This window comes from Rhodopirellula sp. UH5 (assembly GCF_056839225.1).
The window spans coordinates 1,690,318-1,707,215 of record NZ_CM166390.1; the positions used below are offsets into that span (position 1 = coordinate 1,690,318).

Below are 16,898 nucleotides of genomic sequence, written 5' to 3' on the forward strand. Positions count from 1 at the left end.
GATCGGAGCGTTTGATCGGAGCGACTCGCGAATCAGACGCCCAGCCACCACGCACCGATGGCCATCCAGACCGGAATCAACACGATTCCGAGCAACGAAGTCGACAGCACGACTCGCAGGGCCGTTGCCGTGTCACCTTCATAGAGCCTGGTCAAGACGATCGGGAACACCGCCGATGGCATGGCGGCTTCTAGCAGCAACACTTGCTTCAGGTCGGTGGCGGTCACCGTCACCGAGGCGACGCCGAGCATCACGACCGGCATGAACAACTGGCGGAAACCAACCGCCAATCCAATCACCGGTGCGGACCCCGTCCAGTCGGCTGCGCGTAGGAAGTCGACCAGGATCGCTCCGCTGAGCAGCAGTCCGAGCGGGATTGAGCTGGAGGCCAGCAATCCCACCGAACGCATCACGGAGGTTGGAATCAAGGTTTCGGCTCCGGTGGCGCGAAGGAACAGGGCAACGATCACAGCGATCAGGGGGGCGCTTGTGGCAACGGGGCTGATTCGGTTCCAGTTCCGGCGCCAAACACTTGTCTGTTCTTGGGGGGCCTTCTTTCCGCTGCTGCCAGTCACAATCGCGACGCCGACACTCCAGAGCGCGATGTCGACGCCGACGTTGTGCAGAATCATCTCGACTTCCGCGTTGGGGTAAGTGATCTGGGCCAGTGGCAGCGGGATGTAGCCGTAATTGCAGATCCCTGCACACAACGCAAACGCTCGTTGCTGGGCGTCGGTTTTCAAACCCACCCAGGGCCCCATCTTTTTGGCGACATACCACGCCGCAAGAAAACCGAACGTGGTGATCGAAAAACCAAGCACCGGGGGCAGCCACGCCGACGCCAGGGAGTCCAGCGTCGGATCACCGAGAATCCGGTCCAGAAACAGGCAGGGCAGCAGGACTTTCGCCGTCAGTTTGGCAAGCGAAACATCGGCCTGATGAGTCAACCAATGCTGAATCCGGCACACCGCACCGACGCCCATGACCAGGAAAACGCCGAGGACACTGCTGATGATGATGGCAAAGGCTTCTGGGTCCATCAGCATGAGCAAGTTCCCTGGCTTGGACGGATGCGAGTTTCGCTTGCTGCGTTTCGACTTGCTGCACAGGCACTGAATTTCGTATTTGTCGTGCGATGGAAATCGTGTCGATCCAAGCGAAACATTATTGGACGTGCCTGTGGCCGGGGATGTCGGAATTGTGGTGGCGTGGACGGTTGTCGGCTCTGCCTGCGTCCGTCGCGTTTGCCGCGGTGGTCAACGCATTGCTGATCGCCAAGTTCATTTATCCCGGATGGTTGTCCGGGGCATTGGTCATGCTGGCCTGTTGGATCGTTGCCGCCGCCTGGGGTGTGTTGACGGTTCGTTCGATTCGCGAGTTGCCGTTGCTGTTGTCGCCCCGCCAAGTCAGCGACCAGCCGGACCGCTTTGCCGAAGCACAAGTCGCTTATTTAACGGGCAACTACGCGTTGGCAGAAGAGGCGTTGACAGCTGGGCTGTCAATCGAGCCGCGTGATCCACCTGCACTGTTGTTGCTGGCCGCCGTGCTGAGGCACACCGGGCGATTGAACGCCGCAGACGCCTTGTTGACCGAAATTCCAAAATTGGAAGCCGCCGCCGCATGGAACTTGGAGTGGGAAAGCGAGCGGGCTCGGTTGGAGCGCGACCTCGATTCGCGAGGTGAACTGCAAGACGACTCGGGGGACCCCGCAGAAGAAGCGGACGAACCAGAATCCGGGGACGACGAGCAAGCCAAGGCGGACGCCGCCGCAGTGGCATCGCGCGAGAACACCGGCGAAGAGGACATCTCCCCCGATGCGAACGCCCCCAGTCGATTGGCCGAGCCAGATGGCGAGCCATCGACCCTGTCGCTGGACACGGCACTGGAGTCGTTTTCAGCAGTAGACCTCGAGGAGCAGACGGACGACCAGCTCGATGGGCAGCGGGATGCCGATCAGAAATCCACCGATTACCCTGAAGCGGCTTGACCAGGATTCAGCGATCTTCGCGAAGACGCCTTGGCTCGATAAAGTACGGGCATGAATGCTGCTTCCCATCGCCGACTCGTTCGTTTCGAAACGTCACTCCCCTGGAACCGCCGCCAGCGTCCACTGCCGCGACCTGGCGTTTCTTTGGTGGAAGTGATGGTCGTCGTGCTGATCGTGTTGATCTTGCTGTCGCTTTCAATCCCGTTCGTTCGCAACATGCGCGAACTGACTCGGCGCAGCAACTGCGATCAAAACCTGGTCCGACTCTCACTTGCGATGCAGGCCTATTCGACTGATCAGGCTCATCTGCCCACGGGCACGGCTTCTTTCAATGCCACGTTTCGATTTTGGCCGGAGGTGCCGTCGACGGGCGAACCGGTTGCCGCGGACGCGGAGCTCGCGATCGCCAGCGCTCCCGAAGGTTATCACCACAACTGGGTTCCGGCACTGCTTCCCTACGTCGATCAAACGGGACTGTTTCAGTCAATCGATTTCACGTCCAGTGTTTATTCCGATTCCAATCGCTTGATTCGCGAAACAATGGTTCCTGTTTTTCGTTGCCCCTCCGACGATTCCGCACCCACCAATTCAAGTTACGCTGGGTTGCATCATTCCGTCGCCAGCCCCATTGGCACGTCCAACGATGGGCTGTTGTTTCTCAACGCCTGGGTTCGCTCGGAAGAAGTTCCTGACGGGATGTCTGCCACGATCTTGCTGGGAGAAAAGCTTTCGTTTCCAGGCGATCTGGGTTGGTTGAGCGGCACACGAGCGACGCTCCGCAACTCAGGCCACCCAATCAACTCGTTCCCACAAGAAGAGCAGCTCAGTGATCTGAGTTTCGTTGGAGGGTTGGGCAGCCGGCACTTCGGCGGCGCCAGTGTCCTCAAGGGCGATGGTGCGGTGACGTTTCTTTCCGAGACCGTTGATCAGCCGCTGTTTCAATCCATGGTCAATCGGAATGATCGAGCGGACGCCGAATCCAACGCAGCGGATGCCGAATGAAATGCATCGAAGCAGTGAGGCAGGAACGATCGAAATCGCCTCCTGTGCCATTGGGCGCTGGCCTGGACTGCTGAATATTTGGCGTTGTGACGCACTGTGGTTGCGCAAGTTTTCATCCCGGTAGGGATGTCAGAGGGTAGCCGTCGGCAAGCGATCGCGCCACCGACGGACAGGTGAAACCCACGTCACCACTCTCCATCCCGCCGTGGCCATTGGCCACGGCGGGATGGAGAGTGTTTATTGGGGCGCTCGTTTTCCGGGGGTACGCTGCTACGCAGCAACCCCCGGCTACCATCTGGCATCCCTACCGGGATGAAGAAAGACAGCATGCCGGAAGAAAAGTTGCGTCCGCTATCGGAGCGTCAACACCAAACATTTCACAGTCCAGCGCTGGCCCCGGTTGCAGGTGCGAACCGTGACGGTCGATTCAGGCGAAGTCTTTTTCCCACTGGCGCCCCTGTTCGTCATCGCTGAACTTCAGCGTCCCGAACTGTTCTTTCAGCTTCACCGCGTTGCAGTCGATCGTGGTTTCAACGGTGAAGATTTGCCGGTTAGAAAGTGACTGAACGATCGATGCCACTAAGAATTGTTCGTGCGTCGACAATTCGCGTTCGGCCATCGATGTCACAAACCCTTTCTTGGGCTTGGGTGCCGGGTAGCCATTGAGTTCCACCGGATGCATCAACCGCAAAGACAAGATCGAACGGGCCCCATCCATAACTTGGCCTTCGGGATCACCCACCCACAGGTCAATTGCGGCGAGTGGCTCGTTGGTTTGGTGGTCCATCAAGACATTGCGTTCCATGTCGAAATGGCTCATCGCGACTGCCGTGCGATGATTCAGCGGCAGCATGGGCAACCGGTCGATCCGAGTGGAACGACGCAGTTGCAAAAACTCTCGATTGACTGGCGGGCGATAGGTCGATGTGTTGGCGACCAATCGCAGCAAACTGCGAGCGACACGGAAACCATGTCGCGACAACAGGGAGGCAACGCGCACGTCCGAAACGGGGACCCCCATCCCGTGCCCGATGGGAGGCAAGCCGCCATATCCATTTCTTGCGTCGCGAACGGGACCGACGCACATCCGTTTGACGCCCGCGTCGACGGCTCGCTGCATGGTTTCGATCAGCAAGGAATCGCAAACCGCCAGTCCAGCCTCGCCGGCAAAGCAAATCGCGGCGACCAGCGATGTCGGCACCGCATCGACTTCGGGAACTTCGTTGAGGGCAACCTGCGAGTCGCCTTCCAACAATTCCGGCGGGGGCGATTGCCAGTCGTCTGAAAACTGATGGCACCACGCCACGACTTCGCCATCCACCTCCGCCACCAGCAGGCTGGCAGGGGAAAAGAACGTTCGTGAAAGCACGGCTCGTTCGAGGATCGAAACGCTGACCGGAGGGATTTGGCCGGCCGCCTCCCAGTGACGCATCCAAACGTCAAACAGGCCCGGGAGATCAGAGTTGCGAAACGGTCGGATGTTCGCCATGACGGTAAAACACGATGCAGTGAAAACGAAGCAGGTCGACGCGTTATCCTACCGCGCAACCGCTTTGATGTGTCCCACAGATCGGCACGTCTGGCTTCCCAGGCGACCTTCTTTTTCAAAAGTGGCTCGCTACTTCTGAAGTTGTTCCATCACTCGGCGAGCGATCACTTGGATTGCTTCCAGCGGCATTTCCGATGTGGCAGACATCTTGGCTTGCGTGGAATGGACCATCGCGTTGATGTCGCGTTCCGCCTCTGCGATCAGGGCTTGTTGTTTGTCCGACAGTGGCAAGCGACTGCGACCGAGGTCCCAGCCACGGGCACGGGCTCCTGCTCGGAAGCCTTCTGGGAATTCACCCAAACCGATCATTGCGTCAAACAATGGCAGCAACAAATACTGCAGTTCCATGGCCAGCTTGTGATCACCTTCCCCGCAGGCGCGGTGGATGGCCCGGGTCAGTTCCGGCAACACGCCGCTGGTTGCGTTGGTGCCGCCGTCCGCTCCGGCGATCAGCATCGGTGCAAGCGACGCGTCCCAGCCGGTCAAGAACGAAAAATCGTCTCGCATTGGGCGAATCGCGGCCATCATTCGCATCAAGTTGGGAAGATCGCCTGAGCTGTCCTTCAGGCCAATGATCCGGGGATACTCTTCGGCCAGCCGGATGACCACATCGACCTCGATCGGTGACGCAAACATCGGGATGTTGTAGAGCGTCACGTCGACTCGCACGTCGCGAGCGATCCGGGCGTAGTAGGCATGCACGCCTTCGCTGCTGATCGGGTAGTAAAACGGCGCCACAATCGCCACCGCTCGAACCCCCATGTCTCCGTAGGCGTTGCAGGCTTCGATGGTTTCATCAACGTTTGCCTCCGCGGCACCCGCCAGAACGGGGACTCGACCGGCGGCTTGGTCCACCACGATGCGAACGATCCGGCGGCGTTCCTCCGCCGTGAATCGAACGAATTCGCCTGTGCTTCCATTCGGGTACAGCCCATCCACGCCATGGTCGATCAACCAATCCACGTACCCTCGCAACTGGTCTTCGTCGACACGTCCCCGGTCATCCACCGGCGTGATGTTAGGAGTCAAAATGCCGGAGATGCGTCGATTCATAGTGGGGTCAGTTCGGAGGGGAAGGGGCCAGGCCCAACAGTTCGTGGAAACGGTCAGGAGGTTGATAGCCTACTCGGTGAGCGATCACTTTGCCGCGCGGAATGGCCAGCAAAGTGGTCGGGTACGTTGTCACAGGGATTCGCGACAAAATCTCTGGGTTGGTGTCCGGTCGAAGGATAATCGGCACAAAACCATTCGCCAATCGAGATTGAATCCCAGCGTCACACAACGTGTTTTGTTTCATCGCGTCACAGAATCGGCAATGTTCTGACGTGATGAAGATCAACATCGGTCGCCCTGAGCGACGAGCTGCGGCCCAGCCGGATTCAAAGTTGTCGTGCCACTGGGGCGTCTCTGGTGAAAAGAGTTCCTTGACTGGCGGGCGATTCGAGTTTGCCGACGAGAGAGCCGACGCGACTTTGCCAATGATTGGCAACTCGGCTCGGGCTGTGGTGGCGAACAGGCCAAAGAAAGTGGCCAGAGCAATGATCCAGCAAGGCTTGGCCGGCCGGACCAGAAAGAAAACTCGCTGTGAAAAGCGTGGCGTCACCGAGTGGCGATCTTCGCCGGTTCCGCAAAAACGGCTGCGTCCCGCAACCATCGACTGAGCCATAGGATTCCCCTTCTTAAGGCAGCAACCTGTCCCTCGTGACCCGAAGATGGGCGTCGAAAGGACCTTGGACCGGGGAAACCTAAGCGTCTCAAAATGGAATCACAAGAGTTCAACATGGAGGCCTAGGCAATTTGCGCAGTTTTTTTGACGACAGTCGCGGAAACGCTCGTTCGTCGCCCCTCGCGTTTCTGTGCCTGTCCCAACCGTCGTAGGGGCAATACCAAAAACGTCTGAACAGGCGACCACCGGCTCAGGAGATCCACGGCAGGTCCTTCGGCCTGTTGCCTGGACCTGGTTGCTTCGCCCTGGTTACTTCGACCGCTGATAGATGGCGGTGAGGAGCGACTCGGTGTCTTTGAACTTTTTGCCGGTCGCCAGGGTTTCGTCGATCAGCTTGCGAGCATCCGCTTCGCTGTGACCGAGCATCACGAGTGCCTCGTAAGTGTCCGACATGATGGGCGACTCGGACTGCATCGAATCGGCGACTTCGCCACCGGCCACCATCAACGCGAATCGTGGCATCTTGCGACGCAGTTTCGCAATCACCTTTTCGCTGGTCGCTGGTCCAATGCCAGGAAGTGCTGACAGCGTTTTTGCGTCTTGTTCTTCGATCAACACCGCCAGTTCTTTGACGGGGCGGACCATTGCCCGCAGAGCCTTTTTCACGCCGACGCCGTCCACGCTGCAGAACAGGTCAAAGAATTGACGTTCAGGAAGGGTTGAGAATCCGATCAAGCGTGGTGTCAGGCGTCCGCCTTGAGCGTTGCCTTCGATGTAGTCCAGGGTGTGCAGCCGAACTTCGTTGCCGATTTGGTTCTGCAATTGTCGGCGGGTGAAATCGCCCACGTAGACCTCGTAATCAAACGGGGCCGCCTGGATGATGACGCTGATCTCGCCCACCTGGACCAATTTGCCGGCGATCGAAACGATCATGAGGAAATGGATTCAGGGCTGGAGTGATACTTGAACAACCGGTCCAAAACGCCGTTGATGAACCTCGGACTGTTCTCGCCGCCATAGCGTTTTGCCAACGTCAGAGCCTCTGAAATCGCCACTTGGCCCGGCGTTCCACTGTAGAGGATCTCGTAGGCACCCAGACGCAAAACATTGCGATCGGTCACCGGCATGCGATGCAATGCCCAGTTGGTGGAAAGCTTTGCGAGCTTGGCATCAATGTCATCCCGCCGAGCCATCGTGCCATCGAGCAAGTCAGAGGCAAAGTCGGTGAGGACTTTGCGACCTTGCAAGCGAGAGCGGATGAACTTGCGTGATGTGGCGGCATCACGCCAATCATTGAGATCGGCTTCGTAGAGAAGCTGCAGGACTATTTCGCGGGCGCGTCGACGTGTGGACATGCGAGCGATCATCCCGCAGGAACCTCAGAAGTGTCAACTAGGCCAAGGCAAAGTTGTCGGAGGGATTTTGGTGGAGTGCCTGTTGGACGCGATCGGACGGGCCAAACGAAGTGGACGAGGCGCTCGCAATGGTTGTTTCGCCCCAGACGATTCGCGAAGGACTTCCCCGCCAAGAGCGGTTCTCCATCCCGGGGCAATCCGCGCAGCAAAAAACGAAAGCCGGCCACTTCAGGGAAGCGAGCCGACTTTCGATGAGTCGTTTTCCATTCGAGCGAGCTCGATCAGGCTTGGAAGGAGCTGCCGCAACCGCAGCTTTTCACAGCGTTGGGGTTGTTGAACGTGAAGCCTTGCTTTTCGAGGCTGTCGTACCAGTCGACTTCGGTTCCATCGAGGTACAGCGAACTCTTTTTGTCGACGACGACGCTGACGCCGTGACAGTCGTATTTCGAGTCGGCTTTCATGTCAAAGCTGTCGTCGAAGTTCAGCGTGTAATTGAATCCGCTGCAACCACCACCGGCGACACCAATCCTCAACAGCATCGAATCGTCGAAGTTGTGTTCCTTGCGAAAACGCATGACTTCTTCGGCTGCGCGTTCGGTCAATTTGATTGCCATCGTTCGGATGATCCTCGTGAATGGATGGACAGTTGTTTTGAAGTTAGGTCCGAGAAAGGCTCGCCAATGCGAAAATCCGGCATCTTGGCAGTTTTGGCACCAATCGGCCCACTACTGAGTGATCGGAAATTGTACCCGCAGGCCAACCCGATCAACAACCTCTTTTCGCAGCGAAGGAGTGTCCGGTTCATTTAGAAATCCAAGGCGGACCCCCAAGGAACTCGGCGGACGGCGGCCAAATGCTAGCATTCCACTCCGCATTTGACGCCATTTCATGGGCGATCGCAGATTGGGAACAGTTTGAAATGGGGCAACGATCCGGTGAAATTTGACGCCCGAAAATTGAAAATTGGTCCGCAAGCTGCTTGACCGGTAGAATGCTCGCGTCAGGCGGAGACTCGCTGAGAACGATCACAGCGAGGTCTTTCGCTTGTCCTTTTCTCTTCTTTGCACCGTCAGGTGATCGCAATGACCGATTCTTTGGCCAGCCGGGGTGGACGCTGCGCGTCCGCCGACCGTCGCTCTTTTCTGAAACGTTCGACGCTCGCTGCAGCGTCCGTGATGATTGTCTCCCCCCATGTTTTGGGTGGACCCGGCAAAACTCCCCCCAGCGATCAATTTCGATTTGCCCAGATCGGCGTTGGAGGTCAGGGGGCCCGAGATGTACGCCGAATGATCCACGCCGGTGGGACCCCCGTGGCGCTCTGTGACGTCGATGTTCAAAGAGCAGGCAAAACCTTTTGCCAGCATCCCGATGTCGAACGGTTCACGGACTATCGGGTCATGCTCGATGAGTTCGACAAGGAATTCAACGCGGTCGTCATCAGCACGCCAGACCACACCCATGCGGCCATCGGTTTGGCAGCGATGCGGCATGGAAAGCACGTTTACTTGCAATGCCCAATGGCTCGCACGTTTGATGAAGTCCAACGGTTGCAAACTGCCGCCGCGGAATCCGGATTGGCAGTCCAAGTTGGCAACCAGGGCCACTCGAGCCTTCATATGCGAGCCTTCCAGGACTTCATCCAGCGTGGCGTGTTGGGTGAGATCCAATCGGTTCACTGCTGGACAGACCGTCCGGAATGGCCACAAGGAATGGCGACGACACCGGTTTCGACATCGCCCCCCATTTCGCTGGACTGGGACCTGTGGCTCGGCCCGGTCGCGGATCGTCCGTTCTGCAAAGGCTACCTTCCCGTGGCCTGGCGCGGTTGGTGGGACTTCGGCACCGGAGCTCTCGGCGACATGGGGTGCCATCTGCTGGATCCCGCCTTCACTGCGCTGCGGTTGAAACTGCCGCGAACGGTCACTGCCGATTGTGAAACGGCGGCGTCGATTTCTTATCCCGTCTGGTCCCAAGTCCAAATGGAGTTCGATGCCACCGATGTCTGTCCCAAGGGATTGAAGCTGACCTGGGACGACGGAGGCAAGCAGCCCGAAACGCCGACCATCATTGCGGATGAAGCCACCGGCGAACCTGGTTTCTCCGCCGGCGGCAGCGGCTGCATGATTGTGGGCGACAAGATGACACTTGTCGGATCAACGCTCGCGAATGAATCGGATCAGATGCCGCAGATCGTTGCCGTTGCCAGCGATGACGACAGCGAGCTCGCCGCAGCACGGCAAGCTGCTCGGGAACGGGCTGAGCAACTGTCTGCCGAGGGCAGCGAGACATCGAAGTCTCACTATGAACGCTGGATCCAAGCCGCCCGAGAAGGCAAGTCGGATGCTTTGGCCAGCGATCTGCAAACGGCCGGCACCATGACGCAGGCGTCTCTGCTCGGCTGCATCGCGACTCGTTTTCCCGGTCAGGCACTCCGTTGGGATGAAGCCAAGCAGCAATTCGCTGGCTCCGACGAAGCCAATTCATTCCTGAGTTTCGAACCTCGCGAAGGCCACTCCTTTGAGGCCTGAATGGGCATCGGCTTTCAACCGGTAAAGTCGAAGGCAGCCTCGTCTCGGTGAGGCTCACCGAGCGACAGGTTGGCAGCACGCCTTTTCCGTCGACGTCGTCGGCACGTGCTGGCCCCTCACGACTTCTTCTTCAGTCCCATCAGGTACTCCACCATGTCCACCAAGCCTTGTTGGTCGGTGGTGTGGTGTAGGTTTTCGGGCATGATCGACTTCTCGCTTTTTTTGACATCAACGATTTCGTCTTGGTCCAATTCCAAGTCAATGGCTTCTGCCGTTCGCAACACAAGTTTGTCGTCGGTCTCCGAGACCAGCACGCCGTTGACGACGCGGCCATCCTCGGTCAACGCGATCATGTTCTCGTAGTTGTGGCTGATGCCGGCGCTGGGGGCCAAAATCGAGGTGAACATGGCTTCGCGAGAAAGCTTGGACCCAATTTCAGAGAGGTCCGGGCCGACTTGTTTTCCAAACCCATTGACCAGGTGACAGTTCGCACAGGTCGCGACGCCACGGAAGATGGTCAGCCCCCTTTTCGCATCGCCGCTGAGGCGCACCAGTTCATCCAGCGGAGGAAGCGGAGCGTTATCAGCCGCGGCGGGTTGAGGCAGCAACTTCTGGGCGCGTTTTGCGATCGTTGGGTTGGCGTTGCGACCGAGCAAGCCGCCCGCCAGCAAATGCGTGTCCGCTGGAAGGTGATTCTCCTGCGCCATCTTGAGCAACTCTTCGGCGCCACCGTTGGACTTGGCCATCGCGCGCACCGCGGCGCTTCGCAAACCGTAATCCATCTCCTCGTCACCAGCCGTCTTGGCCAGCAATCCGATTGCACGCCCGTTGCCCAGTGAACCGAGCAGCGACAGGATCCGGCCTCGTTGGCCGGGATCGTACGTCGAGTCCTTTGCTAAAATGACAACGAAACGGTTCCAGCCGTCCTTGCGTTTCAACAGCAAACGCAAGGCGGAAAGCGACAGGTTGTCGTCACCGTCTCGAAGCATCGTGGCAATCAGATCCTCGTCCATGTCCGTGATCTGAAACTGCTCGACCAGCTCAACAAAGTCGGGCTCGCCGGCGCGACTGCGGATGTAATCCGTGATTGCGGAGTGGGTCTTGGGGAACTTCGCCGGATCGAAATCGGGCATTCGCGTGACGGTGTGGATGAGGACTTGGGGATCCACAACAAGCTCGCTGTTTTCATCGGGTAGCAACTGACGCAGCACCAATCCACGCACCGCATCGGAGTGATATTCCAGTGACCGGAAGTAGCGTTTGGCTTCGTCGCTTGGCATTCCAGTGGCCAGCAGTTCCACCATTTTGGCTGCCGCGTCATCGGTACGCAGTCGCCAGACCAAGTCGCGTCCCGCGGGCGTGTTCCAGTTGCCATCGTTGGCTTTCATCCAAGCCGCGTAGCAGTCGTCGGCTCGCAAATCGCTGGCGATCCCCAACGCTTCCAACATCCAACGGTCGTTGCCGTCGTACTGGACCGCAAGTTTCGCCCAAACCGCTGGCATGGCTTCGGACTTGTCGAATCGCAAGGCCACAGCGAGTTCACGGCGGACCGCGGGAGCTGGATCGTGGGCTGCATCGCCACAAGTTTCTGCGGCTGAAAGACCGAGTTGTTTGCACAGCCGAATCGCCGTGCTTCGGATGTCAGAGTTGTCGTCGGCCAAGGCTTGCTCGACGTAGAATTGCCCGCGACCTTCGATCTTGCCAAGCAACCACAAAGCACGAGCCCGATAGCGAGGGTTTTCATTCTCGTACAGCGAAAGCAAGGCGGGCTCGGCGGCTTTGCCCATCGCGTGCAGCGATTGCCAGGCCAGGTAGCGAGCGGAACGGTTGGGACTTTGGAGTGCTTCGATGGCACCTTCGACGGTCGTCCAGTCAAACTTCGGCACGGAGTATTTCACACCAGGCGGGGCCACGCGAAACAGGCGTCCGCGGTCGCTGTCCTTTTGTTGGTGGCCACCGACACCGGGGTCGTACCAATCCGTCACAAACAGCGATCCATCGGGAGCGACGCACACATCGGCTGGACGAAACCAATTGTCCGTCGTGCCGGTGATCAAGGGTTCAATCGTGGCTGAGTATCCTGCACCGTCGGACGTCATGGGATAAGCCCGGACCACATTCGGTCCAGGGTCACAGTGGATGACTTCGTCCCAGAAACGCTCTGGCAACAAGCGTCCTTCGTACAGGCAGATTCCGCTGGGGGAACCCGCGCCGGTTTGCAACACGTTGGGAACCACACCGGGGTCGTTCAAGTGCCAGTGTTGAAGCGGGATTTCATCTTCCAAGGTGATCCGGTCGGCTCGCCACGAGGCCCCGGTTTGCTCGTCTTTGTATCCGTAGTTGCCTTGTTCCATCACGAAGTTGATTCGTGTGCCGCGGTTGCCATCGTCATCGTTGTCGCTCTGCCACAACGCGCCGAAGGAGTCGACGGTGGTTTCCCAGTTGTTGCGAAAGTTATGAGCCAGGACTTCGAAGTTGGAACCATCGAGGTCGCATCGAAATGGCATTCCGCCGAACAGAGGCTTGCCGTCGTCGACGACCGCCCGGCCGTGGATGTCGATCACCGTTTCGCCCTCGGCATCCTTGACCTGCATGCCGGTGTTGCCGAAGTTCCAATACAGTTTGCCGTCGTCGCCGAAGAGGAACGAGTGGGCTGAGTGGTCGTGTTGAGGTTGCCCCGTTTCGGTGAACATCGCGACCTTGGAATCTGGGATGTCGTCACCGTCGGTGTCGGTGAACTTCCACACGGTTGGCGAAGCCGACACGATGACCTCGTTGCCGAGCACGCAGATCCCCATCGCCGAATCGATGTCACGACCTTGATAGTAGGTGTGAACGCGATCGAGTTTTCCGTCGCCGGTGGTGTCTTCCAAAATCAAGATTCGGTCGCCTTGGGGACGCGATCCCTGATTGCCGCGATAGTTCATGACATCGCAAACCCAAACCCGCCCGCGATGATCGATGTCGAGGTTGGTCAGGCTGGAGAGGTCCGGTTCGCTGCCCATCAGCGTGACTTCCAGGCCTTCAGCGACCTCCAATCCCGCAATGGCAAGTTCCGGCGAACGTTGGTTTTCCGCCGCCTTGCCATCGACTTCATTGAGATGCTTCGGCGGCGATCCGGCGTAAACGGCAAACCGGACGCTGGTGCTGTTGCCGCCCTGCTGGTTGGTGCCGCCACTTTCTAGAGCCCCCGTCACGGTCAGACGGTCGTAGCCGGGTGGGACATCAAATTCGATGATGCTGGGAGCGTGGGTTCCAATCGCAGCTTTGCCCGCGAGCTGGTTTTCAACCAACACCGGGCCCCCCGAACAATTGGCGTTCTTCCGGACCTCGCCGAATCCGGCTCGAGCGCTCACCCAGCCGTGATCAACTAAACCCAGTGGTCCCTTGGCACCATGAAGCGTTGGTGCCAACCAAGCCACATGGTCACACGAGTAATCGTTGTTGCCTTCGCTGACCACCAGGAACAGTTTTTGACGCGCGGCTTCGTCGACCTCGGTCAGGTCGACTTCGATCGATACTTGGTGTCCTTCGGTCGCAGTGGTCACCAGTGGGCTGGCGAACAACAGCTCAGCGGGCGCCGCCGTCGATCGGTTCAGCGTTTTTTTTTGCGTTGTCCTTGGACGTCTCACTGGTGGCCGGAATGGCAAACTGTTTCGCGACCGTCTCCAGATCGAACGTCGTGGGCGGTTCGAAGTCTTGGTCTGCCAGCAACCTTTCTGCCGAGATCGGTTGAAGCGAGTTGGCTTCCTGGGTCGGATCGTCGCCAGCGGTCCAACGAATCGCGTTGGTCACCAATTGGCGTACCGGAACATGGGACCAATTCCAGTGATGGTGCCCGCCAGTGAAGCCGAAACTACGGCCGCCGAATTCGGGTTCATAGGCCCAGGCAACTGTTTGGGGTTCGCCCGCCGCGACTGATTTGCGAGCGTGTGGGTTGCCGGTGTGAGCACCATCTGGGCGTCGCATCGTCGATTCTGGTGCGACGGACTGCAGAATCGGAGTCAGCTTGCCTTGGTCTGAAAAACGCAAGTGGAAGTACCACTCGTCATTGGTTGCAAAGGGTTCGACATTGTGAGTGATCGGGTGCTCGGGAAGCGAATCAAACTTCGCGATCCAGTGCGGGTTGACGCTGTAGTGGACTTCAAAGTGACCGCCCAACAGTTCGACCATGTCATCCCCGGATTCGCCCGGCGTCATCTCGGTGGCGTAGTGCAAGCAAACCAGCCCGCCACCACGCTTCAACAGAGTCCGCAATTCATCGCGGTGATCAAACGCGACATGGCCACCTTGCCCGTCGCTGTACAGGACGACGCTGTCGGCTGATTCCACCTTGGAAGCGTCCTTGGGCCATCCACGAACGACTTCGGTTTGAAGGTTTGGATTGGCTTCCAGCAGCGACTGTTCGAGAACTTTCAGTCCAGCGTAGTGCTCATGAGCACCGTAGCCGTGGCTGGGGGAACCAGCGATGAGCAAGACTTTTTTCTCAGCGGCGTCCGCGAATCTTGCCGTGGTAGCCAAGGTGTTCCAACCAACAACGACGCACGCGAGAGCGGCGATCCGTGACCACGAGGTGGCCGATAAGACATCATTTTTCATGGAAGGGGGAGAACCAAGGTTCCAGGCGGGAGGATTCAGGCGGGGTGAGGCAATCGTCGGCGCTCACGGACATGCCGTCTGATTGTAACCCAACCTGAAGTCCATCGCGTTCCCATGCGATCGATTCGCATCGGCCGGTCCAAACGCAGGAAGCCCCGGCCCCAGAGTAGAGCCGTTGTCCTCAACTATTCCGTCAGAAATCTTGCCAACGCCAAGCCACGTGGTCTCCCAACCAACCCGCAAAACATCCGCGTCGCACGTCTCGGCAGTTCAATCCAAACACGCAAACATTTGAGACAAATGTTCTAAGCAGGTACGCAGGTGTCATCGGGTATGTGAGCCGTTGGCGTTAGCCACGGTTTTCACGCGCAACCGGGGCTAACGCCCAAACGGCTCACATGCTTGTGCCCGATCATTCCAGCCGACCTGCTTACTTTGCCCGATTCCATCGAGCGGAGTCAGAAAGGCGACAATTGGCGGTCGCGAACCCGCTCAGCTGTAGAAGCACAGGTAGGCGGTGGGTTCGAGCACGCGAACTTGGAATTTTTGGTTGGCATCGATTCGGAATTCGGATCCGGCTGGGTAGGCCCGGTAGCCAGGTTCACTGGGCAGCTTCGCTTCGAGTTTGCCGGAAACGATTTTCATCAATTCCTTTTCGCTGGTTCCAAATTCGTAATCTCCCACCAACATCACGCCCGATGTCGCTCGGCCTTCGCCATTTTCAAACGCGATGGAAGTGACATTGCCGTCGAAGTACTCGTTGACTTGCATGTTGATCTCAGTGAGAAGGGGATTCGGTGATAATGGCTCGGCGAGAGCACGCGATTGTCCAGCTCGCCCGCCGCTCTCGGGGTTGGAAGGCTGGGAACGCGGAGAAGATAATTCAAGCCGCTTCCATTCGCGAGATCTCCCTGGGCGGACTCAACGCATTTCAACCAAACACTCGCGAATTCGTTCGGTGATGTCGGGGGAAAGCAACGCGCGGTGGTCGATGACCAGCAACGAGTCGCTCAGTTTTTCAGCGTTCGTCAGCGGGACTGGTTTGTCGCTCCGGCGGTCGCTGGTTCGATGCATCGCACGAAATCCCTCGCCGCACGGCAGCTGTCTGGAACGCAGGGCTTGCAACACGTTCGCCCGGGTCGGAGCGTCTCGAGCCATGACGGGGAACTTGTATGGAGCCCGGACGACGGTGGGATCGTCGTTCCAGATCGCGGTGCATCCGACCGATGCCCAATCCAGTTCACTCAAACGTGTCGCGTTTTCGCAGCGGATTTGGTTCATCCGAGTCAGCCAGCTCAATTGCGGCAGCAGTGCGGCACATTGCAGCGGGGACAGCGGGAACGCATCGCTTGGCCGATCCACCATCCCCTTCAACTTTTGAAATTTGCCTTCGACTCCAGTCGCCAAAGCGCCTCCGTTCCCGCACGTCAGTGGCTTGCTGCCGCCAAAGCTGTAGGTGGTCCAGTCGGCCATCGCCCCCACGGGCACAAAAACCAGTTGTCCGGTCGCGGCCGGTTGAGTTCGCCCTGCTCCGATCGCTTGGCAAGCGTCCTCGATCAACCACCATCGGCGTTGGCGACACAGTTCCGCCAGGGCATGCGAGTCCGCCAACTGGCCGTGCAGGTGCGAGACCAGCAGGACGGATTCTGGCGGGGCCTCGATTCGCTCAATTGACTTCAGGGATGGAGAGATACCGGAAGGGGAGCAGCTGTCTGGCGCTGCCTGGGGAGCCTCCGTGTCGCATAGCACCGGCCGGGCCCCAAGCAATTCGACCGTCCGAAAATTGCCGGGGTAATCGTAGGCCGACAAAATCACCTTGGTCGCAGCCTTTTGCTTTCCCCCCGCTGGCCCAGCTCCCAGCGATCTCAGGGCAAGTTCAATCGCCGACGATCCCGAGGGGCACAAACGGACCTGGGGCGGAACACCGAACAGGTCGACTCCTGGGGGGGCCGCCCAGCTTGTTGCGGCCTCAGCCACGGAGGCGCGACATCGTTCGTAAACGCCGGGGGAGCCCGTTTTGCCCGCGGTTGTCTCGGGATAGGTCCCCCATTGGCCGTCGTGCAGAACTTCTGTCACCGAGCGTTCGATCTGGCTGGTCAATTGGGCGTTTTGAGGTGGCCAAGCCGGCCACCCATCGGAGGAGGCCTCGAACGATTCTTCGGCGGGGAAATCCAATTGATTCTCTGTGCTACGCAAAGGAGGATGGCGAGGC

The 16,898-nt window shown here is 58.7% G+C and carries 14 protein-coding genes; 3 read left to right on the plus strand and 11 right to left on the minus strand.

The window, feature by feature from the left end; all coding sequences use genetic code 11:
* Nucleotides 1-32: 32 nt before the first annotated feature.
* The gene (locus UH5x_RS06220; protein ID WP_047813876.1) at nucleotides 33-1,046 is read right to left on the minus strand and encodes an AEC family transporter; all 1,014 of its coding nucleotides are present in this window, start codon (nucleotides 1,044-1,046) and stop codon (nucleotides 33-35) included.
* Between the two features lie 89 nt (nucleotides 1,047-1,135).
* On the opposite strand from UH5x_RS06220, the gene UH5x_RS06225 reads away from it, so the two are divergent.
* Both UH5x_RS06225 and UH5x_RS06230 read left to right on the plus strand, forming a co-directional pair.
* The gene (locus UH5x_RS06225; protein WP_482635111.1) at nucleotides 1,136-1,987 is read left to right on the plus strand and encodes a tetratricopeptide repeat protein; all 852 of its coding nucleotides are present in this window, start codon (nucleotides 1,136-1,138) and stop codon (nucleotides 1,985-1,987) included.
* A gap of 51 nt (nucleotides 1,988-2,038) precedes the next feature.
* Nucleotides 2,039-2,989 (plus strand): DUF1559 family PulG-like putative transporter, encoded by a 951-nt coding sequence (locus UH5x_RS06230; protein ID WP_083434855.1) that lies wholly within the window; start codon nucleotides 2,039-2,041, stop codon nucleotides 2,987-2,989.
* 427 nt (nucleotides 2,990-3,416) lie between these two features.
* Here the strand turns inward: UH5x_RS06230 and UH5x_RS06235 are convergent, their stop codons facing one another.
* From UH5x_RS06235 to UH5x_RS06260, 6 genes are all read right to left on the minus strand, one after another.
* A complete protein-coding gene (locus UH5x_RS06235) occupies nucleotides 3,417-4,478 on the minus strand; it encodes a GNAT family N-acetyltransferase (RefSeq protein WP_482635112.1) in 1,062 nt (353 codons plus the stop codon).
* A 129-nt stretch (nucleotides 4,479-4,607) separates the two neighbouring features.
* Nucleotides 4,608-5,591, minus strand: coding sequence for a dihydrodipicolinate synthase family protein (locus UH5x_RS06240; protein WP_482635113.1), 984 nt, complete (start codon nucleotides 5,589-5,591; stop codon nucleotides 4,608-4,610).
* A 7-nt stretch (nucleotides 5,592-5,598) separates the two neighbouring features.
* Nucleotides 5,599-6,204 carry a thioredoxin family protein gene (locus UH5x_RS06245; protein ID WP_482635114.1) on the minus strand — a complete coding sequence of 202 codons (606 nt, stop codon included), beginning with the start codon at nucleotides 6,202-6,204 and terminating at the stop codon, nucleotides 5,599-5,601.
* A 309-nt stretch (nucleotides 6,205-6,513) separates the two neighbouring features.
* The gene (gene ruvA, locus UH5x_RS06250; RefSeq protein WP_047813871.1) at nucleotides 6,514-7,137 is read right to left on the minus strand and encodes a Holliday junction branch migration protein RuvA; all 624 of its coding nucleotides are present in this window, start codon (nucleotides 7,135-7,137) and stop codon (nucleotides 6,514-6,516) included.
* Nucleotides 7,134-7,571 carry a transcription antitermination factor NusB gene (gene nusB / locus UH5x_RS06255; protein WP_083434854.1) on the minus strand — a complete coding sequence of 146 codons (438 nt, stop codon included), beginning with the start codon at nucleotides 7,569-7,571 and terminating at the stop codon, nucleotides 7,134-7,136. Before nusB ends, ruvA begins: the two co-directional genes overlap by 4 nt.
* Before the next feature lie 269 nt (nucleotides 7,572-7,840).
* A complete protein-coding gene (locus UH5x_RS06260; protein ID WP_007326964.1) occupies nucleotides 7,841-8,173 on the minus strand; it encodes a HesB/IscA family protein in 333 nt (110 codons plus the stop codon).
* Nucleotides 8,174-8,845: 672 nt separating this feature from the next.
* Between UH5x_RS06260 and UH5x_RS06265 the strand changes: the two genes are divergently transcribed.
* Nucleotides 8,846-10,087: a Gfo/Idh/MocA family oxidoreductase gene (locus UH5x_RS06265; protein ID WP_482635115.1), complete on the plus strand. Its 1,242-nt coding sequence runs from the start codon at nucleotides 8,846-8,848 to the stop codon at nucleotides 10,085-10,087.
* A 116-nt stretch (nucleotides 10,088-10,203) separates the two neighbouring features.
* On the opposite strand, the gene UH5x_RS06270 is transcribed toward UH5x_RS06265, so the two are convergent.
* From UH5x_RS06270 to UH5x_RS06285, 4 genes are all read right to left on the minus strand, one after another.
* Nucleotides 10,204-13,635, minus strand: a complete 3,432-nt coding sequence (locus UH5x_RS06270; protein ID WP_482635116.1) for a PVC-type heme-binding CxxCH protein — start codon at nucleotides 13,633-13,635, stop codon at nucleotides 10,204-10,206.
* Between the two features lie 22 nt (nucleotides 13,636-13,657).
* Nucleotides 13,658-14,686, minus strand: a complete 1,029-nt coding sequence (locus tag UH5x_RS06275; RefSeq protein ID WP_482635117.1) for a ThuA domain-containing protein — start codon at nucleotides 14,684-14,686, stop codon at nucleotides 13,658-13,660.
* A gap of 492 nt (nucleotides 14,687-15,178) precedes the next feature.
* Nucleotides 15,179-15,457 (minus strand): pyrimidine/purine nucleoside phosphorylase, encoded by a 279-nt coding sequence (gene ppnP, locus UH5x_RS06280; protein WP_047813868.1) that lies wholly within the window; start codon nucleotides 15,455-15,457, stop codon nucleotides 15,179-15,181.
* A 150-nt stretch (nucleotides 15,458-15,607) separates the two neighbouring features.
* Complete coding sequence (locus tag UH5x_RS06285) at nucleotides 15,608-16,861, minus strand: DegT/DnrJ/EryC1/StrS family aminotransferase (RefSeq protein ID WP_482635118.1); 1,254 nt, start codon at nucleotides 16,859-16,861, stop codon at nucleotides 15,608-15,610.
* Between the last annotated feature and the right edge of the window lie 37 nt (nucleotides 16,862-16,898).

What these genes read in the sequence shown, in the direction of transcription:
- UH5x_RS06220 (WP_047813876.1), bottom strand. Translation starts at nt 1,046, where the DNA reads ATGCTGATGGACCCAGAAGCCTTTGCCATCATCATCAGCAGTGTCCTC.
- UH5x_RS06225 (WP_482635111.1), top strand. Translation starts at nt 1,136, where the DNA reads ATGGAAATCGTGTCGATCCAAGCGAAACATTATTGGACGTGCCTGTGG.
- UH5x_RS06230 (WP_083434855.1), top strand. Translation starts at nt 2,039, where the DNA reads ATGAATGCTGCTTCCCATCGCCGACTCGTTCGTTTCGAAACGTCACTC.
- UH5x_RS06235 (WP_482635112.1), bottom strand. Translation starts at nt 4,478, where the DNA reads ATGGCGAACATCCGACCGTTTCGCAACTCTGATCTCCCGGGCCTGTTT.
- UH5x_RS06240 (WP_482635113.1), bottom strand. Translation starts at nt 5,591, where the DNA reads ATGAATCGACGCATCTCCGGCATTTTGACTCCTAACATCACGCCGGTG.
- UH5x_RS06245 (WP_482635114.1), bottom strand. Translation starts at nt 6,204, where the DNA reads ATGGCTCAGTCGATGGTTGCGGGACGCAGCCGTTTTTGCGGAACCGGC.
- ruvA (WP_047813871.1), bottom strand. Translation starts at nt 7,137, where the DNA reads ATGATCGTTTCGATCGCCGGCAAATTGGTCCAGGTGGGCGAGATCAGC.
- nusB (WP_083434854.1), bottom strand. Translation starts at nt 7,571, where the DNA reads ATGATCGCTCGCATGTCCACACGTCGACGCGCCCGCGAAATAGTCCTG.
- UH5x_RS06260 (WP_007326964.1), bottom strand. Translation starts at nt 8,173, where the DNA reads ATGGCAATCAAATTGACCGAACGCGCAGCCGAAGAAGTCATGCGTTTT.
- UH5x_RS06265 (WP_482635115.1), top strand. Translation starts at nt 8,846, where the DNA reads ATGATCCACGCCGGTGGGACCCCCGTGGCGCTCTGTGACGTCGATGTT.
- UH5x_RS06275 (WP_482635117.1), bottom strand. Translation starts at nt 14,686, where the DNA reads ATGAAAAATGATGTCTTATCGGCCACCTCGTGGTCACGGATCGCCGCT.
- ppnP (WP_047813868.1), bottom strand. Translation starts at nt 15,457, where the DNA reads ATGCAAGTCAACGAGTACTTCGACGGCAATGTCACTTCCATCGCGTTT.